This window comes from Candidatus Margulisiibacteriota bacterium (assembly GCA_041650855.1).
Classification (GTDB): domain Bacteria; phylum Margulisbacteria; class WOR-1; order O2-12-FULL-45-9; family XYB2-FULL-48-7; genus JALOPZ01.
Genome location: JBAZKJ010000001.1, coordinates 442,244 through 467,113 on the forward strand (window position 1 = coordinate 442,244; position 24,870 = coordinate 467,113).

The 24,870-nt window shown below is 59.3% G+C and carries 25 protein-coding genes; 6 read left to right on the forward strand and 19 right to left on the reverse strand.

Going from position 1 to position 24,870, the window contains the following annotated elements; translation table 11 throughout:
• Positions 1 to 10: 10 nt before the first annotated feature.
• From WC529_02185 to WC529_02200, 4 genes are all read left to right on the forward strand, one after another.
• Entirely contained in the window at positions 11 to 901 is an 891-nt protein-coding gene (locus tag WC529_02185; protein MFA5113086.1) for a YiiX/YebB-like N1pC/P60 family cysteine hydrolase, read from the forward strand.
• The gene (locus WC529_02190; protein MFA5113087.1) at positions 898 to 2,043 is read left to right on the forward strand and encodes a hypothetical protein; all 1,146 of its coding nucleotides are present in this window, start codon (positions 898 to 900) and stop codon (positions 2,041 to 2,043) included. Before WC529_02185 ends, WC529_02190 begins: the two co-directional genes overlap by 4 nt.
• A gap of 320 nt (positions 2,044 to 2,363) precedes the next feature.
• A complete protein-coding gene (locus WC529_02195) occupies positions 2,364 to 2,732 on the forward strand; it encodes a hypothetical protein (protein MFA5113088.1) in 369 nt (122 codons plus the stop codon).
• 62 nt (positions 2,733 to 2,794) lie between these two features.
• A complete protein-coding gene (locus tag WC529_02200) occupies positions 2,795 to 3,511 on the forward strand; it encodes a hypothetical protein (GenBank protein MFA5113089.1) in 717 nt (238 codons plus the stop codon).
• Here the strand turns inward: WC529_02200 and WC529_02205 are convergent.
• From WC529_02205 to crtI, 3 genes are read right to left on the reverse strand one after another with little or no spacing between them, the layout of a single operon-like run.
• Entirely contained in the window at positions 3,495 to 4,163 is a 669-nt protein-coding gene (locus WC529_02205) for a lycopene cyclase domain-containing protein (protein ID MFA5113090.1), read from the reverse strand. The genes WC529_02200 and WC529_02205 overlap by 17 nt on opposite strands.
• Positions 4,141 to 4,989: a phytoene/squalene synthase family protein gene (locus tag WC529_02210; protein MFA5113091.1), complete on the reverse strand. Its 849-nt coding sequence runs from the start codon at positions 4,987 to 4,989 to the stop codon at positions 4,141 to 4,143. Before WC529_02210 ends, WC529_02205 begins: the two co-directional genes overlap by 23 nt.
• Complete coding sequence (gene crtI / locus WC529_02215; GenBank protein MFA5113092.1) at positions 4,979 to 6,457, reverse strand: phytoene desaturase family protein; 1,479 nt, start codon at positions 6,455 to 6,457, stop codon at positions 4,979 to 4,981. The genes WC529_02210 and crtI overlap by 11 nt, the downstream gene beginning before the upstream one ends.
• Before the next feature lie 49 nt (positions 6,458 to 6,506).
• On the opposite strand from crtI, the gene WC529_02220 reads away from it, so the two are divergent.
• On the forward strand, positions 6,507 to 7,355 hold the full coding sequence (locus tag WC529_02220; protein MFA5113093.1) for a 4-hydroxy-3-methylbut-2-enyl diphosphate reductase: 849 nt from the start codon (positions 6,507 to 6,509) through the stop codon (positions 7,353 to 7,355).
• 78 nt (positions 7,356 to 7,433) lie between these two features.
• Here WC529_02220 and WC529_02225 read toward each other — a convergent pair whose 3' ends face one another.
• Positions 7,434 to 8,957: a sodium-dependent transporter gene (locus WC529_02225; GenBank protein ID MFA5113094.1), complete on the reverse strand. Its 1,524-nt coding sequence runs from the start codon at positions 8,955 to 8,957 to the stop codon at positions 7,434 to 7,436.
• Positions 8,958 to 8,977: 20 nt separating this feature from the next.
• On the opposite strand from WC529_02225, the gene WC529_02230 reads away from it, so the two are divergent.
• On the forward strand, positions 8,978 to 10,468 hold the full coding sequence (locus tag WC529_02230) for a phosphodiester glycosidase family protein (GenBank protein MFA5113095.1): 1,491 nt from the start codon (positions 8,978 to 8,980) through the stop codon (positions 10,466 to 10,468).
• Here WC529_02230 and WC529_02235 read toward each other — a convergent pair.
• The 15 genes from WC529_02235 to gmk all read right to left on the reverse strand — a co-directional run bounded on the left by WC529_02235 (position 10,465) and on the right by gmk (position 24,808).
• Positions 10,465 to 10,761, reverse strand: coding sequence for a hypothetical protein (locus tag WC529_02235; GenBank protein MFA5113096.1), 297 nt, complete (start codon positions 10,759 to 10,761; stop codon positions 10,465 to 10,467). The genes WC529_02230 and WC529_02235 overlap by 4 nt on opposite strands.
• Positions 10,761 to 12,863: an anaerobic ribonucleoside-triphosphate reductase gene (gene nrdD / locus WC529_02240; protein ID MFA5113097.1), complete on the reverse strand. Its 2,103-nt coding sequence runs from the start codon at positions 12,861 to 12,863 to the stop codon at positions 10,761 to 10,763. The genes WC529_02235 and nrdD (WC529_02240) overlap by 1 nt, the downstream gene beginning before the upstream one ends.
• On the reverse strand, positions 12,841 to 14,892 hold the full coding sequence (gene nrdD / locus WC529_02245; GenBank protein ID MFA5113098.1) for an anaerobic ribonucleoside-triphosphate reductase: 2,052 nt from the start codon (positions 14,890 to 14,892) through the stop codon (positions 12,841 to 12,843). Before nrdD (WC529_02245) ends, nrdD (WC529_02240) begins: the two co-directional genes overlap by 23 nt.
• A gap of 59 nt (positions 14,893 to 14,951) precedes the next feature.
• Positions 14,952 to 15,413 (reverse strand): transcriptional regulator NrdR, encoded by a 462-nt coding sequence (nrdR, locus tag WC529_02250; protein ID MFA5113099.1) that lies wholly within the window; start codon positions 15,411 to 15,413, stop codon positions 14,952 to 14,954.
• Between the two features lie 65 nt (positions 15,414 to 15,478).
• On the reverse strand, positions 15,479 to 16,426 hold the full coding sequence (gene fmt / locus WC529_02255; protein ID MFA5113100.1) for a methionyl-tRNA formyltransferase: 948 nt from the start codon (positions 16,424 to 16,426) through the stop codon (positions 15,479 to 15,481).
• On the reverse strand, positions 16,423 to 18,675 hold the full coding sequence (locus WC529_02260; GenBank protein ID MFA5113101.1) for an ATP-binding protein: 2,253 nt from the start codon (positions 18,673 to 18,675) through the stop codon (positions 16,423 to 16,425). The genes fmt and WC529_02260 overlap by 4 nt, the downstream gene beginning before the upstream one ends.
• The gene (locus tag WC529_02265; protein ID MFA5113102.1) at positions 18,666 to 18,911 is read right to left on the reverse strand and encodes a hypothetical protein; all 246 of its coding nucleotides are present in this window, start codon (positions 18,909 to 18,911) and stop codon (positions 18,666 to 18,668) included. The genes WC529_02260 and WC529_02265 overlap by 10 nt, the downstream gene beginning before the upstream one ends.
• Position 18,912: 1 nt before the next feature.
• On the reverse strand, positions 18,913 to 19,212 hold the full coding sequence (locus WC529_02270) for a hypothetical protein (protein MFA5113103.1): 300 nt from the start codon (positions 19,210 to 19,212) through the stop codon (positions 18,913 to 18,915).
• Positions 19,209 to 19,700 carry a peptide deformylase gene (gene def / locus WC529_02275; protein MFA5113104.1) on the reverse strand — a complete coding sequence of 164 codons (492 nt, stop codon included), beginning with the start codon at positions 19,698 to 19,700 and terminating at the stop codon, positions 19,209 to 19,211. Before def ends, WC529_02270 begins: the two co-directional genes overlap by 4 nt.
• A 12-nt stretch (positions 19,701 to 19,712) precedes the next feature.
• Positions 19,713 to 21,749 carry a primosomal protein N' gene (priA, locus tag WC529_02280; protein MFA5113105.1) on the reverse strand — a complete coding sequence of 679 codons (2,037 nt, stop codon included), beginning with the start codon at positions 21,747 to 21,749 and terminating at the stop codon, positions 19,713 to 19,715.
• A gap of 3 nt (positions 21,750 to 21,752) precedes the next feature.
• The gene (locus tag WC529_02285) at positions 21,753 to 21,977 is read right to left on the reverse strand and encodes a zinc ribbon domain-containing protein (protein ID MFA5113106.1); all 225 of its coding nucleotides are present in this window, start codon (positions 21,975 to 21,977) and stop codon (positions 21,753 to 21,755) included.
• Positions 21,977 to 22,675, reverse strand: a complete 699-nt coding sequence (locus WC529_02290) for a methyltransferase domain-containing protein (protein MFA5113107.1) — start codon at positions 22,673 to 22,675, stop codon at positions 21,977 to 21,979. The genes WC529_02285 and WC529_02290 overlap by 1 nt, the downstream gene beginning before the upstream one ends.
• Positions 22,672 to 23,868 (reverse strand): bifunctional phosphopantothenoylcysteine decarboxylase/phosphopantothenate--cysteine ligase CoaBC, encoded by a 1,197-nt coding sequence (coaBC, locus tag WC529_02295; GenBank protein ID MFA5113108.1) that lies wholly within the window; start codon positions 23,866 to 23,868, stop codon positions 22,672 to 22,674. Before coaBC ends, WC529_02290 begins: the two co-directional genes overlap by 4 nt.
• Positions 23,869 to 24,195, reverse strand: a complete 327-nt coding sequence (rpoZ, locus tag WC529_02300; protein MFA5113109.1) for a DNA-directed RNA polymerase subunit omega — start codon at positions 24,193 to 24,195, stop codon at positions 23,869 to 23,871. It lies immediately after the preceding gene.
• 1 nt (position 24,196) lies between these two features.
• Positions 24,197 to 24,808, reverse strand: a complete 612-nt coding sequence (gmk, locus tag WC529_02305; protein ID MFA5113110.1) for a guanylate kinase — start codon at positions 24,806 to 24,808, stop codon at positions 24,197 to 24,199.
• Positions 24,809 to 24,870 lie beyond the last annotated feature (62 nt).

Sequence of the window (24,870 nt, forward strand, 5' to 3'; positions counted from 1 at the left end):
GGAGCAGAAGATGAAAACCATTAAATTCGCCGTTTTTGCCTTCGCCGCCCTCTTGCTAACAGCCGGCTGCGTTACCAAGCCCTCTTACTACGGCTTCGAGGACCTGCGCAACGGTTTAAAGGACCAGAGCTTCTACTTTGCCAATAGTTCTAAGCCGACCAATGCCCGAGTTGACCTGGGGTTTATTCCCATCTACCCCGCCAGCGGGCAAAAAAGGATGAGCGTCTGTTACACGATCTGGCCTAATCCCTCGCGATTCCGGGTAAAATCGAGTCGGGCGTTCGTCCAATGGAGCGATAGTTCCGCCTATAATTTTGATTGGCCCAGGTTTACGCGGGAAAGCGGCCAGAGAGGAGACCTGATCTTCATCCGGGCTAACGGCAAATGCCATGATCTGGTCAAGATCTTTTCCAGCTGGACCCATGTCGCCATTGCCGACGATCCTTTCCGCAGCTATGTTTTTGAGGCCATGCTCGACGGCGGGGTTAGATCTAATTATACGCCGGACAAATGGGGCGCTCTCTCGTACTACAGCTGCAAGAAAATAACGGTCATGAGCCGCGGCCAGATCGAGTCGGCCCTCAACCAGGCCAAAAGCCGGCTCACCGGGCTCCCTTATCTGCCAAACGTCAAAACGACAGCGGATATGCTAACATTCCTCGCCCGCTGGAGCGACAAGAACAATCTCGAATCGATGTACTGCTCCAAGCTGGTGTATAATACTTTCAAATCCTATGTCAATCTTGACACCAATAATACCTCAGTTTTCTGGGATTCCTTGTGTGACAAGCGCCCTGGCGTCCCGGCTTTCAGCTGGATCGGTGTTTCCCCGGATGACATTTATTATTCGGAGGCGCTTGGGCCCGACTTTTGTTACTCGTCGAACCTTAGCCGGTTATGATTTGGCCTAAAGCATTATTGATCTCATTCTGCCTGATCGTGATGGCGGCCAGCGCTCCGGCCTTGCCGGGGCGCTCCGCCTACGTTATGCGGTTCGATCAGGCCAGGGTCTATCTTGACCATTTCGATCTGACCAACGACTCGGTCAGCGCCCGGGCCAGCATCCCCCGGGATGCTGGCTACAATAATTTCGTAGTCGATGAAGCCGGCGGTTGTTATTTGGCCAAATATCGGCACGATCCCTGGTACGGTCGGGAGATATCATATTATGATCCCCAAGCCAAAAAGATCTCCCGCTTCATTAAGTTCAAAGATATTTTCGGGCCGCGCTATATGATCCTGACCAAGGACGAGCTAATCGTGGAAGTTTGCGGCAATGACCGGACCAGAATGAAAAGCGGGCTCATCTTCATTGACCGCCGGAGCGGGAAGATAGTTCGGGAACTGTTCATTCAAGAGGACAATACTGCGCTGCTCCAGGCCAATATTAATGATCTGTCTTACGACGGTGCCGGTCAAATCCTCTTCACCTCTTTCTATATCGACCGGTATTACGACGATGCAGCTAGGAACAAAGCTCGCAACGAGGACGGTTACGGGGATGTCTATATCGTTGACATTGCGAAGAAAGCGGTCATCAAACAAATCCCGGTCCCGCGCGACTATACCCCGGTCGACGGCGTCTGCCGGGTCGGGAACAAGATCTACGTTGCCGCGCTGAGCAAGGGAAGGACAAGGGATGCCCGCGGTAGTACGCCGCTCAACAAAGAGCTCCTGGTTTTCTCCTTCAGCAGTGGCCGGTTGATCAAAAAGATCCCTGTTTCCCCCCACCCGATCAAGCTGGTCTATGACCGCTCGGTCAACAAGATTTTTGTCCGGCATCTGCCCGACTATGCGCCGCGGGATATCATTGAGGTCCTCGACCCGAAAAACGACCGGATAATAAATAGGATAAAGATCGGCACCCCGCTTCTTATGTTCGCCCTGGTTAAGCCAGGCAAACTCTACCTTTCCGCAGATAAAGGATGGCCTCCTGATTCAACAAAACCGCGGTTGGTCGTTATTGACACGAAAACCGATAAGATCATCAAGCAGATCCCCGGCAACTACACCGGTATCTCCCAGGGCTCGTTCGTAGATTAATTCCCCTTATCCCCCTTCGTGCCCTTAGTGCTCTTGGTGGTAATTCCGGAAAGGGAATAACCACTAAGGGCACAAAGAACACTAAGATCACAAAGGGGGAAAATCCCAACAAAAAACCCCAGAACAGGCTCTGGGGTTCGTTTGTCTCGACAAAGAGTGAACGGTATGAGTTCCTAATATATTATCGTCACTTTCCACTGGAAATTTCACTCAAAACAAAAATAGGCAAAAAGGCCCATAAGGGCCTTTATTGTTAAAAATAGCCTGAAATCGCCGCAGCCGACGGTCGAAAAAGATCCGGACCGCTAAAGGAGAGAATAATGTCAAAAATCAGGTTTTCAACAAGAGCTTTCAATATTCCGATCCCGGGGAGAGTGCTGGCCCAGGCCCAAAGACTCGATCATGCCGTGCTGAATGCCTTGGTCAAAAAACAACGTCTTGACTTACCCCATCTGGCGAAGAAGACCGGCGTTCCTTATGAAAGCCTGGAAAAATTATTGGCCGGTGAGGCTGCCCCGCTCGGCACTCGGGGAAGCTGGACCAAAGCTGCCATTGCTCTTTCCAGGGCATTGTGGCTCGAGCCGGGGGTTTTATTTCAAGACACCTTTGACCGGGTTCAGTCTGAACTGGGTGTTCCGGAAGACGCAACCCTCCGGTTAACGATCTATAACGAGTACTACCGAAGATAATCCCTCAAACGGCTGAAATTTCTCCGCATTTTTCTCGATATACGATCAGGAGATGATGGCTAGTGCCGGAGATCAGAGCGATCAGCCACGTTAGACTCTTGCCGCTCAGCGCGGCCAGGCCCCGCCTGCTGGGGATCGGCCAGCTGCGCGCGCTGCACGGCAAAAACCACCCGACCGAACCCAACCTCGCCTTGACCTGGCGCCAGCTCGACCGCGGCACCGTCCAAATGGGGACCTATTTCTTCTACCAGTGGGTCGGCTTCTCCCGGCCGCGCCCGCTCCCGACCGACGTCGACCTGGTCCGTCTCGGCACGGTGGACTATAAGCCGCTGGCCGCCGTTGCCGCCCAACATTTGGAAAACACCTTTGGCCGGATCGAAGAGGTCTTTGTCACCGACTGGGCGCCGCTGGCGCCGGCCATCGCCCAAAGGGACGGCTACGCCCACTTTATCGCTTACGACCCCGAAACCGACTGTGTCATCGCCAAAACCACGACCGGCTTGACCCTTTCGCTCCAGGGTTCCAATTTGGTCGAAGCCGCCATCTGGCTCCCCCGGATCGAGAACCAGGTCAGGCAAAACCTCCCCTGGATCGCGGCGGGGGTGCAATCGGTCAGCGTCGGCATCGGCCAGGGGGGCGAATGGTCGCGCGAAGCGAGTCCCTTGAAGATGTCGGTTCAGGTCGACGATTTCCGGCGGCATAACCCGCTGCAATCTGCGGAGTTCGACCGGATCGCGGCCGAGACCTTTCAGCGAGCGCTCTTCAACCGGGTCGCCTGAACCGGCGATAAACGGCCAGATAAAGCGTCAGCATGGTGAAGTTGTAAAAGAAGTCTTCCAGCGGGATCGTCCCCACTCTCACCCCCAGCACGGCCGCCGGAGCGTAACTGATGACCGGTAAAGCGGTCAAAATATAATTAAAACCGTAAAAAAGGAGCATGCAGATCGCCATCCACCACCAGAATAACCGCGAGGCAAAGACCCGTTCGTGGTAGATCCGGGCGCTTAAAAAGATCAGGCCGGTCAGCGCCAGGACCAGGCAGGTGTAGCCGCGATCGGTATTGAGCAAGGCGCCGGTGAAACAAGCCAGGGCTAGCCAGAAATAAAGCCGCGCATTGATCTCAACCGTCGCGTCCCGCAAATAGGTGGCCATCTGTTCATAAAGAAAAAGGCAGCTGTAAGGGACGGTCACAAAAAACAGCCACTCCTCGACCGGCAAACCGAGTAGCTTAAGGCCGCTAATGTATTGCGGGTTAAATGCCCAGTCCCCCCGCCAAGTGACCAAAACGTCCCAGCCAATGAATAAAGCCCCGACCGCGGCCAACGCTGCCAGCACGGCCGGCCAGCGGCGGTAAAAACGGAACCAAGGGAGAAAGGATAAACCGAACGGCCCGGCAATGATCGCCAGGTTAATCAGTAGATACGTGCCCATTGCCCAATACCGCGTTATAGATCACCCGGCAGATTATCCGGGTCCGCGACGGCTTAACGATCCGCTGGTAAACGACCAGCGGGTCCTGCCTGATCTTGGCCGCCGTCCACTGGTACATATCCGCCGCCGTTTTGATCGGGACCAGATAACGGCGCGGGATGAACCTGTACCCTTCAGCCGCCCTGGCCTGCCACTTCTGATAGCGGACGATTTGCAGGTTAATGAACTCCCGGAACTTATGCGTATGCTGCCGGACCTGGTCGAAACGGAGCGAAGGCAACCCGAACTGCTCCAGCTCGTCCTGCGGCAGGTAAACCCGCCCCAGCTTCAGGTCTTCGTTAATGTCGCGGATGAAATTTATGTACTGCATCGCCTTGCCAAGATATTTGGCCGGCTCCAGCGCTGCGTCCGGCAGATTAAGGACCCGCGCCATCATCAGGCCAACGACCTCGGCCGAGCCATAGATATACTCCTCCGTCTCCTTGATAGTCTGGTACTGTTTCTTGTAGGTGTCGAGCTCCATCGAATAGAGGAACGCTTCAACCCAGCGGGGATCGAATTTCCGCCTTTTGGCCAGGGCGACAAAGCTGTCGATGATCGGATCGCCCGATAGCTCGCCAGTGGACGCCGCCCGCCCGTAACGCTCGGCGAACGCGGCAAAGCCTTCCCTATCCTGGGGAACGGAATCAACATAGTTGTCGGCCTGCCTGACAAAAGCGTAAAGGATGGAAACGTCGTCCCTGACCGCTTTAGGAAAAAAGAGCGAACTGTAATAATATGTCCGGCTCCCCGCTTTAAAAACGGCCCGGTGCTGGTCAGAGAACATGGTTTTTCCTGATCTCCTCCCGCGCGATCTGCGCGGAGATAATGACCATCGGCACCCCGATCCCTGGGTGCGTGTAGCTGCCGGCATAATAAAGATTTTTGACCTTTTTGCTCCGGAGCGACGGCCGAAAGAGCGCGGTCTGGAAAAGAGTGTGGGCAAGGCCAAGGGCCGTCCCTTTGTAAGCGTTATAGGCCTGGGTGAAAGCCCTTTGCGCAAAGATCTGCCGGTAAACAATGCTGTTCTTGATCTCCTCCCCCAGCAGCTTTTCCAGGTGGGCGATCGTCCGGTCGAACATTTTTTCCCTGACAGCGGGAGTATCATCCAGCCCGGCCGCGACCGGGACCAAAATAAAAATCGTCTCTCCGCCGGGCGGTGCGACCGCCTCGTCGGTCTTGGAGGGGCAGCTGACGTAATACGAATAGGCGTCCGGCCAGGCCGGTCGGTCGAAGATCGACTTAAAATGTTCGTCCCAGGAAGGGTCGAGGTACAGGTTGTGATGAAGCAATCCCTTAAGCTTCTTATTAAGGCCAAGATAGATCAGGAAAGCGGAGGGCCCCATCTTCCGGCTCGCCCAATACTGCGGCGGGTAAGAGACGTCGCCGGGCGCCAGCAGGGTGGTTTCCGCGTGATGGTAATCGGTGTTGACCAGGACGATATCGGCCTCAAATGCTCCTTTGTCGGTCACGACCCGTTTCGCGCTCCCGTTCTCGGTCTCGATCCGCGTAACGGTATGCCCGGTCAGGATTTTAACCCCTTGCTCTTTCCCTAACCGGCAGAGCGCACTGACGACCGATCCTATCCCCTGGTCCGGATACCAGACGCCGAGATCAAAGTCGACGTGCGACATGATCGAGTACAGGGCGGGCGTGTTGTCCGGCGAACCGCCGAGGAAGACGACCGTATATTCCAGGATCTTCCTGATCTTGCCGCTCTGGAAAAACCGGCGGGCATAACGGTCAAGCCCCTCAAAGATATGGAGACGCGAACCCTTGGTGATTATCTCCCAGTTAAAGAAATCAAAGAAGGTCCGGTAAGCACGGTAGATAAAGCTTTTCATCGCCGTCTTGTACTGGAACTCGGCGCTCTTCATGTAACGGGTGAATTTTTCCCGCCCGCCCGGTTCCAAGCTGGCGAACAGGTCGCCGGTCTTCTGCCGGTCGGCCGGGATATCTACCTGGTCACCGCCGCCAAAAAAGACCCGGTAATTAGGATCGAGCCGTTTTAACCGATAATAATCGCTGACTTTCTTGCCGAACAGAGCAAAGTAACCTTCAAAAACTTTGGGCATCAGGTACCAGGAGGGGCCAAGGTCGAAGGTAAAACCGTGGGTTTTCATGATCCGCGCCCGGCCGCCCGGCTCGGCATTCTTCTCCAGAACAGTGACTGTATATCCGTCCCGGGCCAACAAAGCCGCGGCCGCTAATCCGCCACAGCCGGCGCCGACAACGATCACTTTTTTGGCGCTCATGTCCATATTTTATAACCTTACCGGCGCAAGTCAATGATATAATAAGGCCATGGAAACGATCGTCGCCCGCTACTCCGGTTTTTGCGAAGGGGTGGAACGCGCTTTCCAGATCGCGCTGGAGAGTGAAAAGGCCGGCCAATCGGTCTATATGCTTGGCAACCTGGTCCACAATAAACAGGTGGTCGAAAAGCTGAAGGCCGGCGGGATCAGATCGGTCGCCTCGTTAAATGAAGTGCCGGAAAACGCCCCGGGCGCCCTCCTTATCTCCGCGCACGGCGTCCCCCCCGAGATCTACGAAGAGGCCAAGGCCAAGGGCCTCAAGATCATCGATACCACCTGCCCCTGGGTCAAGAAAGCGCAAAACCTGGCGAATAAATTGGCCGGCAAAGGGTGCACGGTAGTGATCGTCGGCGACAAGGGGCACGCGGAGGTCAAAGGACTGGTCGGCTGGAGCCGCGGGCAGGCAAAGGTGGTACAAACGCTCGCCGACATCGAACAGCTCTCTCTGCCGCCGGGCCAATGCGTCGGGCTGATCGCCCAAACCACCCAGGCGGAAGAGCATTTCCGGCGGATGGCCGAAGCGTTGCAGCGCAAAGCGCCCGCGGTCGAGATCCACGATACGATCTGCGGCGCCACCAACAAAAGGCAGTCGGCGGCGGTCGAAGTGGCCCGGCAGGTCGACCTGATGCTGGTGATCGGCGATAAAATGAGCGCCAACACGAAGCGGTTAACAGAGTTGTGCGCCGCCACCGGGGCCGAGACCCACCAGATCGAAACGGCGGCGGATTTAGACTATAAGTGGCTGACCGGCAAGAAAAAGGTCGGCGTCACCGGCGGCGCCTCCACCCCGGAATGGGTCATTGCGCAAGTGCTTAAAGCTCTTCGGTCGGCTCCTTAAGGACACGCCAGAAGCAGTAGATGTTCAGGGCAATGATCAGCCCGCAGGAAACCGCCATAAATATCCAGCCGTACAGGTTCATTCCACCAACCCCAATGATTTTTTCCGGTACCAGGCTTTTCTGACCAGCCAGGCGATCGCCAGAAAAAGGGCGATCAAGCCGAGGCGGGTCCCGAGTACCCACGGCCGCGCGGCCGGCGCGATCCCCTGCATTAAGATGACCGGCAGCCCCTGTTGGACGAACCAGGAGCCGAGGATGGCAAAGAGAAAGAGCGGTGTGACATATTTGATGACCGGCTTATAAAAAGCGGGGATCGTCATTTCCGCGCCGCGGTGCATCTCGTCCCAGGCCTTGTCCATCCCAAAGACCCAGACGAACAAGACCGTCTCGATCGTGCCGAACAGGACCAGGGCAAACGTTCCGCCCCAGAAATCCAGTTCATCGACCACCCCCTGCCCCAGGAAAAAGATCGGGAACTGGCAGAGCAAAAAAAGGACCAGGGCCAGGCGCAAAACGGCCCGTTTACGGTCCAGGTCGAACTCGTCGGCGATAAAGGCGACCGCCGGCTCCGCCAGCGAGACCGACGAGGTAATGCCGGCCAAAAAAAGAAGCAGGAACCAAAGCAAGGCGAAAAATGGGCCAAAAGAGATCTGGCCGAAGATCAGCGGCATCGTCACGAACCCAAGGTTAAAGGCGCCGCTGGCCGCCGCCTGCGCCGCCCCCGCCGCGCCCAAAAAGACAAAAGCCGCCGGGATGACGATCGAGCCGCCGAGGACGACCTCGGCCAGTTCATTGGTCGCGCCGGCGGTCAATCCGGAGAGGACCACGTCGTCACCGTGCTTCAGATAGCTGGCATAGGTCAGGATCACGCCGATGCCGACGCTTAACGTAAAGAAGATCTGGCCGGCGGCCGCCATCCAGACCCGCGCGCTGGTTAACACGGAAAAATCAGGGTTCCACAGGAAACCAAGCCCGTTAACGATGTTCGGCATCATCAAAACCCGGACGGCCAAAATAAAGCCGCAGATAAAAAGGACCGGCATGGCGACCTTGCAAAGGAGCTCGATCCCCCCCTGCACGCCGCGGTAGAGAAAATAGAAATTGAGGGCAAAGGTGATCAGGAAAAAGAGATAGGCGGTCCCCAGGTTGCTGCCGGGCGCTAAACCCTGGTAAGCGGACAAAAAGCCCTTCATCGCCTCCGGCGTAACCGTGGCGAACAGTTGTCCGGTCAGCGCGAAAAAGGCGTAGCCGAGCAGCCATGATTCAATGTAGGTGTAATAGATAAAGATCACGACCGGGCCGAAGATCCCGATCACGCCGAGGTATTTAACGATCCGGTGCTGGAAAAGCCGGTTCAGGATAAAGGGGGCGCTGCCGTGCCCGAACAGGCCGCCGTGCCGGCCGATCGCCCACTCGATCCACATCAGCGGGATACCAAGCAGCAGGAAAGAGACGAAATACGGGATCATGAAGGCGCCGCCGCCGTTCTGGGCCGCCTGGACCGGGAAACGGAGGAAATTGCCCAGGCCGACCGCCGAACCGGCCACCGCCAGGATTATCCCCAGCTTGGTCCCCCATTGTTGTCTCGATTCTCGCGCCATCCGGGTGTTATAATACTACCGTGAAAAAATTAATGCAATTCGCCGCCCTGGCGCTGCTCTGCCTCCTGGCCGCCGCCCCGGCCGACGCCGCTAAACTTTACAAGGTCCGTTTCGGTTATTTCCCGGACAAGATCCGGGCGGTGCTAGATTTCGACTCGGCTTTCGCCTACACCATGGAGGAATCCCGGGAACGGATCACCCTCCACCTGCAAAACGTCGAGGCGGCCCCGGAGATCCAGAATTATATCGAGCTCAGCGACCTGATCGTCCGCTACCTGGAGGTCGAAAAAGAGGACGAAGGCCTGAAGGTTACGATCCCCTTGAGCGAGCCGATCCCCTACAACGTTTTTTCCCTGAGCGACCCGCCCCGGCTGGTCATCGACTTTAACCGGGACTTCACCAACATCATCTCCGGCGGCACGATCGTCAGCGGCGTGGAACACCTCAAGGTCTCCAAGGGGACGACCAACGGCCGGATCACCGCCGACGTCCTGAAGGTCGATATGGCCAAAGCCGACGTCGCGCCCGCCCTCGCCCTCAAGCGCAAGGCCAACGTCGTGGAATCGTTCATCAACGTCATCAATCCGTGGCGTCCGCCGGAAAACGACCAGCATTTTTTCCGCGCCCGGGTCAGCACGATCGCCGAACAGCAGGGGGCGGTGGCGGCGGTCAACGGCACCTATTTCGCCTACACCGGCAAGCCGCTCGGCACCCTCCTGGTCGACAAGGAGCTGGTCGCCACCCCGATCTACGACCGGACCGCGCTGATCCTGACCGACGACCGGCAAGCCTTCATCGACAACATCCTGATCGATTGTTATTTCAAGACGGCCGGCGGGATCCGTTATGAGATCACCGGGGTCAATCAGGGGCGCCGGCAGGAAGCGATCGTCCTCTACACCCCGGCCTGGGGCGAAAAGACCGGGACCGACAATTCGGGGATCGAGCTGGTCATCTCCGGCCAGGTGGTCAAGGAGATCAGGACCGGCAACTCCGTCATCCCGCCCGACGGCTACGTTCTCTCGCTCAGCGGCCCGGCCGCCCAGTTCATCACCGACAACGCCAAGGTCGGCGACAAGCTCGACGTCCACATCAAGATCATCCCCTACACCACCCAGCTGACCAGCGTCACCCACCTGATCTCCGGCGGGCCGCGGCTGATCAAGGACGGGGTGGTTTACGTTTCCAAGCACGGGGAGCGTTTCAAGTCCGACATCGCCCGCGGCCGGGCGGCCCGGACCGCGGTCGGGATAACGAAAGAAGGGAGTTTATTGCTGGTCACGGTCGACGGCCTGCCGCGGCAAAAAGAGAACCGGAGCGACCGGAGCAGCATCGGCCTGACGCTGGAAGAACTGGCGGAAATGATGCTCAGCCTGGGCGCGGTGTCCGCGATGAATTTGGACGGCGGCAGCTCCACCACCATGTGGATCGACGGGCGGGTGGTGAACCGGCCGGTCGGCGGCTACGAACAGAGCGTCAGCAACGCGATCGTGATCCGGCCCCGCAATTAATCGTTGACCGGCCCGGAGAACTCCGCGAAATACTGTTTAAAATCCTCGGACAGCGGCACGACGCCGTCCCAGCGCTGGAGAATTTTGCTGTTCCTTTCGATCACGGTCGCCGGGATCTTCTGGACCTCGTAAAACGCCCCTTCCGCCAACCCGTCCGGCGACGTCTCCATGTCAAAGAAAGACAGTTTGACCTTGCTCTGGTCGATGTTCCACCGCCCGAGAAAAGTCTCGAACTTCTTCATCGTCGTCTTGCAATATTCGCAACCCGGCTTCCCGAACACTTTTACTTCCATCATTGAACCTCCTCAAATTTGTGGCGATCGCGCAGCTCCGCGATCTTCCCTTTGTTCCAGCCCGGGATCCGGGAAAAATAACCGGTGATCCGGGTGATCCCTTCGATGTTGGTGGAGCTGCAGGCCGGGCAGGCGCTGTGCAGCCCCCGGGCGGTGCGCCCGCAATCGGAGCAGGCGGTGAATTCCGGGGAAAAGGCGATCTGCCCGTTCTGGGTGGTGCGGAACGTCTTGATCACGAAATTGGCGATCGAGTCGGCGTTCGGCCGCGCTTCGCCGAGCCAGAGGTGGGTCAGCGCGCCGGCGTCGATCAGCGGGTGGAAGATCCCTTCCTGCTTGACCCGGTCGATCGGGCTCATCGGATTGCTGACGTTAAAATAGGTCGAGTTGGTGTAATAGATCTCGTCCGTCCCCTTGTTCCCCTTCAGGACCTGGTTCGCCTGCTCCGGGAAATGCTCCCGGTCGAGCCGGGCGAAGCGGTAAGCGGTCGATTCGGCCGGCGTCTGCTCCAGGACAAAATGGAGCTCGAATTTTTCGGACAGCTCCTGGCACTTCAACTTCATGAAAGAGATGACCTTGAGGCCCAGCTTGAGTGCTTCCGGCGATTCGTGCAGTTCCTGGCCCAGGTGGTACTGGACCAGCTCGTTCAAGCCGAGGATGCCGACCAGGTGGGTAACGCGCCGCAGGCGGAGGTACATCTCCCCGTCCCGTTTCGTGGCCAGGAGCGAGAGCGGGCCCTCGGCCCCTTCTTTCAACAATTCTTCAATGAAGCGCCGTTTCTCGCGGTGCGCCTGGGCGACGATGGTTAGTTTCTTTTCGATCTCCTGGAACAGCCGGGCGTCGTCATGCTCCGCCAGGTAAGCGATCCGCGGCAGGTTGACGGTCACGTTCTGAATGGCCGAATAGCGCATCCGCCACGGCTCCTTGGCGTCTTGCAGATCGGAATATTCCAGCTTGAACGCCAGGCGGCAGCATTCGGAGATCTTGGCGGTCTCACCCCGGTCAAAAACAAAATAGGTGTTCCCTTTTTCCGCCGCAACCTCGGAGATCAGCCGGAGGAATTCCTCGTGGCCGGGCGTAACAAAGAATTTTTCGGTCATGTGGACCAGCGGCTTGGGAAAGAAGAACGGCCGTCCCGCCCCGTCCCCTTCCAAATAAACTTCGAACATCGCCTTGGCGAATTGCTGGGCCAGCTCATTGTAGTCGGCGTAGGTCTTGCCGGTATACTTGCCCCCCGCCCCCATCGCCGGAACGGACTCAAAATGCTTGGGCGTCTCCCAATAGATGTTCAGGTCGGAGAACAGCCCTTGCCCGCCGCGGGAGACCGCCACGGTAGCGAACTCGTAGATCAGCTTGCGGGCGAGTTTCTTGATCTGGTCGTAGCTCAAGCCTTCCAGCAGCGGCGACAGGAACATGTTGACCGCATCCCAGCCGATCGCCCCGGCAAAATGGCCGTGCAGCGCGATCGAGAACTTGACGATCTGGGAGATCAGTTCGTCGGCATCCTCGGCCGGTTTTTCCGACTTGCCGGCGTCGGGCAGGTCGAGGCCGAACTTCTTAACGAACTCGATCGACTGGCCGCTGCAGTACGGCCGGTCGATAAAACCGAGGTCGTGCAGGTGGATCTCCCCCGACATGTGGGCGTCGGCGACCGGCAGGGAAAAAACACTGAGCAGCGCGTACTCTTTCTTGATGTTCTCCGCCAGCGTCAAGTTGGTCGCCTCCGGCGAATGCGGCGTATTGGCGTTCTCCTTGTTCTTGTGGAAGATGATCCGGTTGACGTCGTAGACCGGCACGCCGAGGCGGGTGTGCTTGCGGCGGGCGTCTTCCAGCCCGTACTCCAGCAGTTTGACGTCGACCAGCTCGCGGATCAGCGGCGCGGTGATGTTCTTGACCGCCATCGCCTTGACCTGTTTTTCCACTTCAATGGCGATGATCCCGGCGATCTCGCCGTTCAGCCCGGTTTCCTTGACCAGCGCCGCGCTGATCTTCTCCTTGTCCCAGGCGATAATGTCATCGGTCGAGGTCCGGACGAAGACCGACAGGTCGGTCGCTTCCTCCAGCTTATTGTCCGCCGGGCGGTTAATTGTCGTTAAGTTGCCCACCGCTCCGATACCTGTCTTTCAGTTCGCCGGTTTTCCCCCGGTTCCAGCCGGTGACCCGGGAGAAATAGCCGGTGATCCGGGTGATCCCTTCGATGTTGGCCGATTGGCAGTGCGGGCACGCCTCTTTCAGCCCACGCGTGATCTTGCCGCACGCGTTGCAGGAGGTGAACTCCGGCGAAAAGGCGATCTGGCCGTTCTGCGTGCTGCGGAACGTCTTGATCACGAAATTGGCGATCGATTCCGGGTTCGGCTTGCTTTCGCCGAGCCAGACGTGGGTCAGCGCGCCGGCGTCGATCAGCGGGTGGAACAGCCCTTCCTGGCGGACCCGGTCGATCGGGTTCATCGGCACCGAGACGTTGAAGTAGGTCGAGTTCGTATAGTAGATCTCGTTCGTCTCCTTGTGTCCCTTGACGACCCGGTCGGCAAAGCGCGGGAAATGCTCCTTGTCGAGCTTGGCAAAGCGGTAGGCGGTCGATTCCGCCGGCGTCTGCTCCAGGACGAAGTGCATGCCGTAGCGCTTGGAGAGCTCTTCGCATTTGAGCTTCATGAACGAGATCACCTTGAGACCGAGCTTGAGCGCGTCCGGCCCTTCGTGCAGCTCTTTGCCGATATGGGCCTGGACCAGCTCGTTGAGGCCGAGAATGCCGACCAGGTAGCTGACGCGCCACATCCGGAGGTACGGCTGGCCGTCGCGCTGCATGGCCAGGAGCGAGAGCGGGCCGCGCTGCCCGGCCGCCATGATCTCGTCGATGAACTTTTTCTTTTGTAAATGGGCCCGGGCGACCATCTCCAGCGCCTGGTCGATCAGGTCGAAGAGCCGGTTGGACGAACCGCTCGCCTTGAAAGCGAGGCGCGGCAGGTTGATCGTCACGTTCTGCAGCGCCGAGTAGCGCATCCGCCACGGCTCCTTGGCGTCGTCCAGGTCGGACTGCTCCAGCTTGAAAGAAAGCCGGCAGCATTCGGAGATCTTGGCGGTCTCGCCCCGGTCGAAGACGTAATAAGTGTTCCCCATATCAGCCGCGCACTCCGAAATGTGGCGGAGGAACTCCTCGTGCCGCGGCGTATTGAAGAACTTCTCGGTCATGTGGACGAGCGGTTTGGGGAAGAAGAACGGCCGCCCCGATCCGTCGCCCGCCTTATACACATTAAAGAGCGCCCAGACGAACTTCTGCGATTCTTCCAGGTAGTCGCCGTACTTCTTGCCGGTGTAGGTCCCGCCCGGGCCGATCGCCGGGACGTTCTCAAAGTGTTTGGGGATCTCCCAGTACAGGTTGATATCGGAGAAGATCGCCTGCCCGCCGCGGGCGACCGCCTGCTGGCTGTACTCGTAGATCATCATCTGGGCGATCTGTTCGATCTCGCTGTCGGACATGCCGACCAAAAACGGCGCGAAGAAGAGGTTGACGGCGTCCCAGCCGATCGCGCCGGCGAACACCCCCTGGAGCGCGGCGGAGAACTTGACCATCTGCGCCAGCAGAACTTCGGCGTGCTTGGCCGGCTTGGCGATGGAGATGGCGTTCGGCAGGTCGAGGCCGAATTTCTTGACGTATTCGACCGACTGGCCGCTGCAGTACGGCCGGTCGATGAAGCCGAGGTCGTGCAGGTGCAGGTCGCCCCGCATGTGGGCGTCGGCGATGTCCTGGGTAAAAACGTGCATCAGCGCGAACTCTTTCTTGATGTTCTCCGCTAACGTTAAATTCGTCGCCTCCGGGCCGTGCGGCACGTTGGCGTTCTCCTTGTTCGGGTTGAAGATGATGTTCTTGACGTCGTAGAGCGGCGAGCCGAGCCGGGTGTGCCGGCGGCGCGCCTCTTCCAGGCCGTATTCCAGCAGTTTGACGTCGACCAGCTCGCGGACGAGCGGCGCGGTGATCGAGCGGATGTTCATCGCCCGGACCTGCTTCTCCACTTCCAGCCCGATCTCTTCGGCGATATCGCGGTTAAGCTCCGTCTCCTTGATCAAGGCCTCGACGATCTTTTCCCGGCTCCAGCCGACGATGTCGTCACCGGACGTCCGGACGAATAAGGCCAAATCGGTCGAATCTGTACGTGTAGCCTGGGTCATCTTAGTACCTCCTGTTAACTCCCCGCCTATTCGGCGGGTGAAGCGGTCAATTCTTTGACTTCTTTCAGAAATTCCGACACGTGCTCGAACTTGCGATAGACGGACGCGAACCGAATGTAAGCGACCTTGTCGACCGCCTGCAGTTTTTCCATGATCAGTTCGCCGATCTTGTGGCTCTGGACCTCGCGGCCGGCTTCCCGGTGGATATCGCGCTCGATCTCGTCCACGATCTCCTCGATCGTCTCCAGCGAGACCGGGCGTTTCTGGCAGGCGTGCAGGATACCGCGGATCAGCTTATCGCGGTTGAACTGTTCGCGCCGCCCGTCCCGCTTGATGACCATGATCGGGCGCTCTTCGATCCGTTCGTAGGAGGTAAAGCGGCCCCGGCAGGACAAACACTCGCGGCGGCGGCGAACGACGCTTCCTTCGTCAACTTCCCTCGACTCGAGGACCTTATCTTCAATTGTGTCACAAAACGGGCATTTCATATAGATTTAGGGTGAGACAGAGATTAACACACCATATCTGGGGGTGTCAATAGGCCTTTTTTCCCTTAATTGGGAAGGGTTTCCGCCGTTTTTACGTCGTGACCGAGCACATAATTATAGGCATTCATCGCCTTGCCCGCCTCCGGTTTTACCGTCCGGACCAGCAGGTCCCCGCCGCCGGTAGCGACGACAAAGCCGTCGCCTTTTAAAATATGCAGGATCATCCCCGGCAGCTTGTCGCCGGTAACCAGATCAACGCCGTATGGCTCCGTTTGCAGGATCTGCAGCCGCTTGCCATGGCAAAAAGTGTGCGCCGCCGGCCAGGGAACCAGCCCGCGGACCCGGTCGTTGATCTCCGCAGCGGTTTTCCGCCAGTCGATCTCGCCGCTTTCGCGCGTCAGGACCGGCGCGTAGGTAACGGCCGTCTCAGCTTGCGGCTGATAGCGCGCTTTCCCCTGCTCGATCTCGGCTAAAGTGGCGAGCAGCAAGCTTTTGCTTTGCTCAAAAAGTTTGGCCAGCAGTGTTTCCGCATTGTCCGCCGGTTCGATCGCGAGCTTTTGCTGGCTGATGATCGGACCGGCGTCGAGCCGTTCGACCAGTTTAAAGATCGTGATCCCGGTCTCCTGTTCGCCGTTCAGTAAAGCCCATTGGACCGGCGCCGCACCGCGGTATTTCGGCAAAAGTGAAGCGTGAACGTTGATAAAACCGTGCCGGGGAATATCGAGCAGCGCCTTGGGCAGGATCTGCCCGTAAGCGGCCACGACGGCGATGTCCGGCTTAAGCGAGGCCAACAGCGACCGAAAAACCGGGTTGTCCTTGACTTTCGCCGGTTGTTCGAGCGGCAAGCCGTGCTTGAGGGCCAATTCTTTAACCGGCGAGAAAGCGAGCTTCTGGCCCCGCCCCTTCGGCCGGTCCGGCTGCGTCACGACGAGAACGATCTCGTGCTGGGACTTTATTAACTCGGCCAGCAGCGCCGCCGCCGGCTCGGGTGTGCCAAAATATATTATCTTCATGCCTTCTCCGCGACAGGAAGCTGGAAGATGAAGCGGGCCCCTTGCCCTTTCCCTGCCGACTCCGCCCATATCTTACCATGGTGATTGCCGATTATCTCCCGGGCCAGCGCCAGGCCGAGACCGACGCCGCCGACCTTGCGGGTCATGGCGTCCTCGATCTGGTAGAACTTGTTAAAGATCTTGTCCAGATACAGCGGGTCGATGCCGATCCCGTTGTCGGCCACGGTCACTTCCAGAAAATTGCCGGCGTCGCGCGCGGTAATGTTGATGACCGGCGCGCCCGCCGCGGGCGCGAACTTGAGCGCGTTCTCGATCAGGTTAATAAAGACCTCGGCCATCTTTTCCCGGTCGCCCATAAAACTGTGGTTGCGCGTCGTCAGATTCAAGTTGATCCGTGCCTGGCGCTTTTCCAGCTGCGGCCGCAGCGACTCCATTGCCGCGGTGATGACCTCGTCGATCGTGACCAGTTCCCGTTGGATGCTGAAGCGGCCGGTCTCGATCCGGGAAAAATCGAGCAGCCGGTTGATCAGCGTCAGCAGCCGCTGGTTATTCTCCTTGACGATCGTCAGGTATTTGCGCTGATCGTCGCTGATCGGCCCGGCCACGCCGGCCAGAAAGAGCGAGACGTAGCCGTCGGCCGAGGTGACCGGCGTCCGCAGCTCGTGGGAGACCATGGAGATGAACTCGTTCTTCAGCCGGTCAAGTTCGGTCAGGCGGGCGACCGCTTCCTTTTCCCGCTCGTAGCTGCCGATGTTCTCGATGGCGATTGCCAGCTGGTCGGCGATCGTCGAGAGCAGCGCCTCTTTCTGCGCCAGTTCCGAGCCGGCGTCCAGGACCAGCGTGCCGATCACTTCCCCTTTGGCCTTGATCGGCACGGTCAGCGCGCCGCGCAGGCCGTCGGTCGAACCGCCGGCAAAGCGGACGGTCTGGTCGGGGTTCAATAAAGCAAAGTTGACCACGCCGATCCGCTCCATGGTCCGCCGGATCAGGAGCTCGAGATCGAGGCTGCTGCCGATCGCCCGGGCGATATCGAACAGCGCCCGCAGGTCTTCCGTCCGCTCGCGGACTTTAACTTCCAGCTCCCGGTTCCAGTTCTCCATGACGTCGCGCGCCCGCTTGATCTCCTGCGTCATCTCGTTGAAATAATTAACGACGTCGCCCAGCTCGTCGTTGCTGTCGGGCCGGAGCGTGAAGCTGAAATCGCCGCGCGAGACCCGTTCCATGGCGCGCCGGAGGCGGCGGAGCGATTCCGCCAGGTTGCGGCTGACCAGGACCGCCGCCAGCACGACCAGCAGCGCGGTCAGGACCAGCAGGACCACCGCTTGCACCTGCACGTTGCTTAGCGCCAGCAAAAAGGACTCCCGGCTGGTCTTTAAGTTCCAGAGGAGCGGCTTATATATGTATAGGTCGATGATCTCCTTGAAAGAGACCACGGTCAACAGCGACAGCACCGTGCTCGGAATGACCGACAGGGCCACGAACAGGCCGATCAGCTTGGTAAAGACCGGTATCCGCCGGAGCGTCCGCGGCTTGGCCGGCGTGAAACGGTCGACATAATAAAGGTAAGCGCCAAAAGCGATCAAAAGATAGAACAGCCGCAGCAGAAGCGCTTGCCAGGTGACGGTGACCCGCGCCAATTGCCAGTACTCGACCAGGGCGTACAGGACCGCGCTCCAGTAGAGCGTGGCGTTCGGTTCGACCCGCTCCTTAAAGCCCGACAGGGCGTCGAGCAGGATCAGGAACATCGCCGCGATCAGGAGCGGCAATACCAGCCATTGCAGGTAGATCTGCGCCGCTTCCAGGCTGATCTTCCATTGCACTCCCCAGTAGGTCAAATTGAAAGCGGCGCCGTCGCGCGCCGCCGTCTCGAGGAGAAAATAGAGCGCGACCAGCGCCGCCAGACCGGTCAGCGCGTTGACGATCAGCTTGTTGCGGAAGATCCGGTCAAAGCAGAAGTAAAGCAGGGCGACGACCGGCGCCGCCATCAAGCCTTTGACCAGCCAGGTAAAATAACCGGCCCCGGCCAGCAGGCCGAACCAGCCGAGCAGATTGCCGGCCGCCACCGCCAGCCAGTACAAGCCGAGCAGCAGCAGGAACCGGGCGTAGTTCTTTTCGCCGGCGCGCGCGTTTATTATGTAGGCGGCGGCGCAGCAAGCCAGGCAAACTAAGAGGTCGATCACAACATTATAGAAAAGGCCGCTTTGCAGCACGATCTGCGGCGCGGGGACAAAGCCCATGCTCACCGCCATTCAGGCACGCTCTCCCACTGCTGCGGCGGCTCACCCCAGCCCTCGGGCGGCGCCCACGGCCGGGCCGTTTTCTCGAAACCGGGGGGCGGCTCCCAGCTTTGCGCCGTCTGGCCGAAATCGGGCGGCGGCGTCCAGTAGACCGCCTGCGCCGGCGACACGTACTTGAACTCGGGCGCGTCCGCCATTACCGCGGCCGCCGTTACCAGTATTAGAATGACCAGCAGGGCGCGTTTCATGTTATTTCAGGCTGCTCACCAGTCCGGCTTTCTGGTCAAAGGCGAAGACCATCATCAGCTGCGGGTCTTTCAGGTTGTCCATCGACGCGCCGACGATCCCGTAGGTGGCGATCCGGACCACCCCCGTCTTGTTCTGGTACATCACCTGGAAAAAGCCGGGCGAAAGGTTGCCGAACGAGACCGCCTGCCCCCAGTCCGCCGGCGGCTTGGGGAAATTATAGACGTAAGGGTCGACCGCCCACGCGCCGCCGGCCAGCAACAAACCAACCGCCAAAATTCCGAGCAGCCATTTTCTGGTCATATCATTTCCTCCCGTTTTTCCTGCGACTTGGGGACGTATTTGATCAAGCTCGGGTCCTTGACCCGGTCGATAAAGACCAGCCCGTCCAGGTGGTCGATCTCATGCTGGAGGACGGTCGCTAAAAAGCCCTGCGCTTCGATCACGATCTTTTCTCCCGCGGTATTGAGCGCTTCGACGGTCACCAAAGAAGCCCGCTCGACCGGCGCTTCCACGCCCGGCAAACAGAGGCATCCTTCGGTAAAAACCTGCGCGCCGGAGCGCTGCAGGATCCGGGGATTGATCAGGCCGAACGCCCCTTCGCCGACGTCAACGGTGATCACCTGCAGGGACTTGTTGACTTGCGGCGCCGCCAGGCCGACGCCCGGCGCCTGGTGCATCGTCTCGATCATGTTGTCGATCAGCTTCACGATCTCCGGCGTGACTTTTTTGACCGGTTTGGCCTTCTGGCGGAGGAGCGGGTTGGGGAACTTGATGATTTTTAAGATCATGCCAGCATTATACTAAAGGAGGGAAAGCGGCTCAACGTCTATCGCCAGTTTCACCGTCTCGGGGATGACCGCTTTGGCCAGGGCCTCGCGCACCGCGGCGCGCAAACCGTCAAGCTCTGTCCCCTTGAGCAACAGGTGGTAGCGCCATTCGCCCCGCAGGCGGCTGATCGGCGCCGGGGCCGGGCCGAGTACGCCGCCGTCCAACCTGGCGTTCAATAGTCCGGCCAGCTGGTCGATCGTTCTAACCGCTTGGTTTTCTTCCGCCGCGGTCGCCGTTATACTGATCAGCCGGGTGAACGGCGGATACATCAATTCCCGGCGGTGTTCCAGTTCCCGGCGGTAAAAAAGCTCGTAATCGTGTTTGGCCGCCGCCTTGATCGCGTAATGGTCCGGGTTGTAGGTCTGGATAATGACCTGGCCCGGCAGGTGGTGGCGGCCGGCGCGGCCGGCGACCTGGGTCAGCAGCTGGAAAGTGTGCTCGGCCGCCCGAAAATCGGGGAGGTTGAGCGCCGTATCGGCCGAGACCGCCCCGACCAGCGTCACGTTGGCGATATCCAGCCCCTTGGTCACCATCTGCGTCCCGATCATGATGTCGGCTTGGCCGGCGGCAAAAGCGGCGAAGAACGCCTCGTGCGAGCCGCGCTTGGCCACCGTGTCCCGATCGTAGCGGAGGATCCGGGCGGAGGGGAATTGCTTGGCCACTTCCTCTTCGATCCGCTGGGTGCCGGTGCCGAAGTAGCGGATCGAACTCCCGTTGCAGCGGGGACAGAGCGACGGCGCTTCCCGGCTGTAGCCGCAGCGGCTGCAGCGGACCCTTTTGTCGCTGGTGTGGTAAACGAGCGAAACGGTGCACTCCGGGCATTGCAGCGTCAGCCCGCATTCCCGGCAGATGACAAAAGTGAAGTAACCGAGCCGGTTCAGGAAGAGGATTGATTGTTCCCCTTTGGCCAGCGTCTCGCCCAGCGCGGCGCTCAGCTGCCGGGAGAGGACGCCGTAGTTCTTGGCTTTCATTTCCTGGCGCAAGTCGACGATCGTCACCGGCGGGAGCGGCCGGTCGTCGATCCGCTTCGGCAAACTTAATCTGCGATATTCCCCCTGCTCCGCCCGATAATACGTTTCCAACGACGGCGTGGCGGAACCGAAGACGACGACCGCGCCGTGCAGCTTGGCCAACTCCAAGGCGACCTCGTTGGCGTGGTAACGCGGGCTTTTGTCGGATTTATAAGTATGTTCGTATTCTTCGTCCAGCACGATCAACCCGAGGTTGGCGACCGGCGCGAACAGCGCGGATCTCGTCCCCAAAACTATTCGGCCCTCGCCGCTCGCCACCCGCGCCCAGGCCTCGGCGCGCTGCTTGGGGGTCAGTTCGCTGTGGATCACGACCGCCAGGTCGCCGAACCGGTCGCGGAACCGCTGGACCAGCTGCGGCGTCAGCGAGATCTCCGGGACCAGGACGATCGCGTTCTGCCCGCCCGGTAAAATATGGGCGATCGCCTGCAGGTAGACTTCCGTTTTGCCGGAGCCGGTGATGCCGTGTAATAGGAAGGTCGCTGGTTTGCCGGAGTCGAGCGCTGAGGTTATCTCTTTGAGGGCGACGCTTTGTTCCGGGGTCAGGGAAAGATGGGCAAAGGTAAGGACGCCGGACGAGATGCCAGCTGCTGGATGTTGGGCCTGACTTCCTACTTCCGACTTCTTATCCGGTTTCTTTGCCCGACTTCTTACTTCCATCTTCCGCAAACCGGGGGGCATGACCAATCTCAGGGCGGTCAAAAAGAACGAGAGATAATAATCGGCTACCCAGCGGGCTAACTGGACCGCTTTGTCGCTGAAGACCGGCTCGTCGGCCGCCAGGCTGATGATCTCCTTAATCCCCTTGAACTCTGTTTGCTCGACAAAGCCGATGACGTAGCCGACGTCGCGCCGCCGGCCAAAAGGGACAACCACGGCCGACCCGAGTTTGACTTGCTCCTGAAGCGCTTCAGGGATAGCGTAGGTAAAACTCCGGTCGATATCGCTGGCGGTGCGGGAGATGGCGACTTCGGCGAACATCGGTCAGTGATGCCCGCAGCTGCCGCAGGAGCCGGAGGCGCAAGAGGAGCAGGAACTGCCGGAGGAGCGGGCTGACGCGCCGCCGAGCCGGGCAAAGGCCTGGAAAACCCGAGCCAACTCCCCCGCCCCGCACCCCGCGCACTGCAACCCCGCGGGCTTTTCGTTCATCCCGTGCCGGACCTCGGTGACCTGGCCGCAGCGGCCGCATTTGTAGTCGTAAAAAGGCATTAGAGCTTGATTATATCACGCCAGCGGCGCCGTTTTTGCAGCACGGTAAAATACTCCAGCTTGTTCTCGGCGGCGTCCGATTCGAACCGCCGCGCCGCCCGAATGCGGAGCAGCGAGAAAGCCCGGCCGAGAAAATCGCGGAAAGTGGCGGAGGTCCAAACGTGCGCGTGTTCCCGCCGGGCCCGCACCCGCGCCAGCGCCTGCTCGGAACTGCCGCCGCGCAGAAGATCGAGCCAGTGTTCGTCGGTCACCGCGCTGGCCCCGGCCCGGTATTCGGCGTATAAATGATCCCAGCCGGTTAGTCCTCTGTCGCGGTCATAAGTGTAACGCTTATCCGGCGCGGAGATGACCACGAACCCGCCGGGACGGACGACCCGGAACAGTTCGCCCACCACGCGGATCGGGTTGGCAACGTGCTCGATAACGTGGTTAAGCACGGCAAAGTCCCAGCGGTTGTCGGTAAAAGCCGCCAGTCCTTGAGTATCGAGGTCGAGAATGAACTCCACCGGGGTCAGGTCGTGGGGATCCAGCTCGGGGAAAAGTTCGGCCGCCGCGGCGGCCGGGAGCGCGTCGCAATAATGCACCCGGCAACGCGCCGGCAGTCGCGCCGGCTGATGCAGCGCTCCGATCTCGATCCCTTCGCCGCGCAGCAGTTCATAACCGCGGTCGCGGTGCGGCAGCGGAGAGGCGGCGCTCACCGGGCGTTGAGCCGGTCGAGCAACCGATCGGCGATCGCCCTCTTTGCCAGTTTCGGCAGTTTTTCCGTCTTGCCGCTCCGGTCAATGATGCTGACCGTCGCCTGGTCGCCGCCGAACGTCGCCGGCCCGTTCGCGACGATCAAGTCGAGCCCCTTCTCTTTTAGTTTCTTCTTCGCGTTCCCGATCAGATCGTCCGTTTCCAGCGCAAAGCCAACAAGTTTCCTTCCCCTTTTCCCTTTCTGCTTCGCGATCGCCTCGAGAATATCTTCTGTTGGTTTTAATTCAAGTTTGAAGTTTGTTTTTTGCTTCTTTATTTTGAAGTTGGAAGTTGGATGTTTGAGGTTATAGTCGGCCACTGCGGCCGCCATGACGATCGCGTCCGCCTTGCCCTGGCCGTCCAGCACGGCCGCAAGCATTTCCGCGGCCGACTCCACCTTGACCGGTTTCAGGTCGAGCGGCGCCGGCAGGTCGACGTTCGCCGCGATCAGGGTCACGGTCGCCCCCCGGGCGCGGGCGGCCGCCGCGATCGCGTAACCCATCTTGCCGGATGAGCGGTTGGCAAGATAACGGACCGGGTCGATCGCCTCCCTGGTCCCCCCCGCGGTAACTAAAAAATGTTTTCCCTTGAGGTCCTGTTGCGGAACAAGCACGGTCAGTATCCGGGCAAGGATCTCTTCCGGTTCCGCCATCCGGCCGATGTCATTATCGCCGCAGGCCAGCTTGCCTTCGACCGGGCCGACAAAGCGAACCCCCTGCTTCCGCAGCTTTGCCAGATTCTCCTGGACCGACTGGTTGCGCCACATCTCGACATTCATCGCCGGGGCCAGCAGCTTCTTGGCGGTCGCGGCCAGAACGATAGTGGTCAAGGCATCATCGGCAATACCGTGGGCCAATTTACCGATGATATTAGCGGTGCAAGGGGCGATCAGGACCAGGTCGGCTTTTTTAGCAAGAGCAATATGCGGGACCGGCAGGTTGGCGATCTCTTCGGAAAAAAGATCGGTAATGACCGGATTGCCGGATAAAGTGCGGAAAGTCAACGGGCCGACCAGTTTGGTCGCTTCGCCCGTCATCGCCACCCAGACGTCCGCCCCCAAATCCTTTAAACGCGAAACAAGCGCAGCGGATTTGTAGGCGGCGATGCCGCCGGTAACCCCGAGGATAATGGTCTTGCCAGCCAGCAAGCCGATCACCTACTTTTTCGACTTCTTTTTCTTCGGTGCGGGAGCGGCGGCCTTTTTCCCTCTGGCCAGGCGTTCCATGGCCGACGGCAGAGCGTCCTCGTCGTCAATATTGAGGATCTCCTGAGCCTTCTTGGACGGCCCGCTCAGGACCTTGATCCTGATCTTGTCGGCCGCGATCTCGCGCAGCGCGGTGATGACCGGGTTGGTCGGGTCAAAGTTATCTATGTAAGGAAGCGAGCCCTCGGAAACCTGCTTGGCGCGGCCGGCGGCCGCGTTGACCAGCAGGAACTTGTTCTTCGCCTTGGAAAGCAAATTATCGATCGTTAGTTCTGTCATGTTAGTTAAGTAGTGTCCTCTCCTTTTCTACGTTGATTATCGCCTTGATCTTGTCGGCCGCCGACTCGACCTTGTCGTTGACCACAATATAATCGTATTTTTCCATCACCTGCAGCTCGGCGATCGCTGCCCGCAGGCGATAATTGACCAGCTCTTCGTCCTCCGTTTTCCGCTTTTTCAGCCGGAAAGCCAGGATGTCGACCGACGGCGGGATCAGGAAAACAAAAACGATCGCCGCCTTCAGCTTCCCCTCTTCGGTCAGCCGCTTAACCGACGCCGCCCCCTGGACATCCACCTCCAGGACCACGACCTCCCCCTTGGCCAGCTTCTCGTCGATAAAGCTGCGCGGCGTGCCGTAATAACAGCCGTGGACCTTTGCCCACTCCAGGAACTCGCCCTTCTTCACCTTGTGATCGAATTCTCCATCGGTGACGAAGAAATAGTGCTGGCCATGGACCTCGCCCGGCCGCGGCGGCCGCGTCGTCGACGAGATCGACATCAGCAGCTCGGGATAGATCTTAAAGAGCCGGCGCACCACGGTCGATTTCCCCACCCCGGACGGGCCGGAGATAACAACAAGCAATCCCCGCTTGCGCTTCGCTCTTTTTGGCATGGAGACAATGATTTTAACACAGATGCCTTGACAAATCAACCGCCCGTGCTAAAATCGTGTAC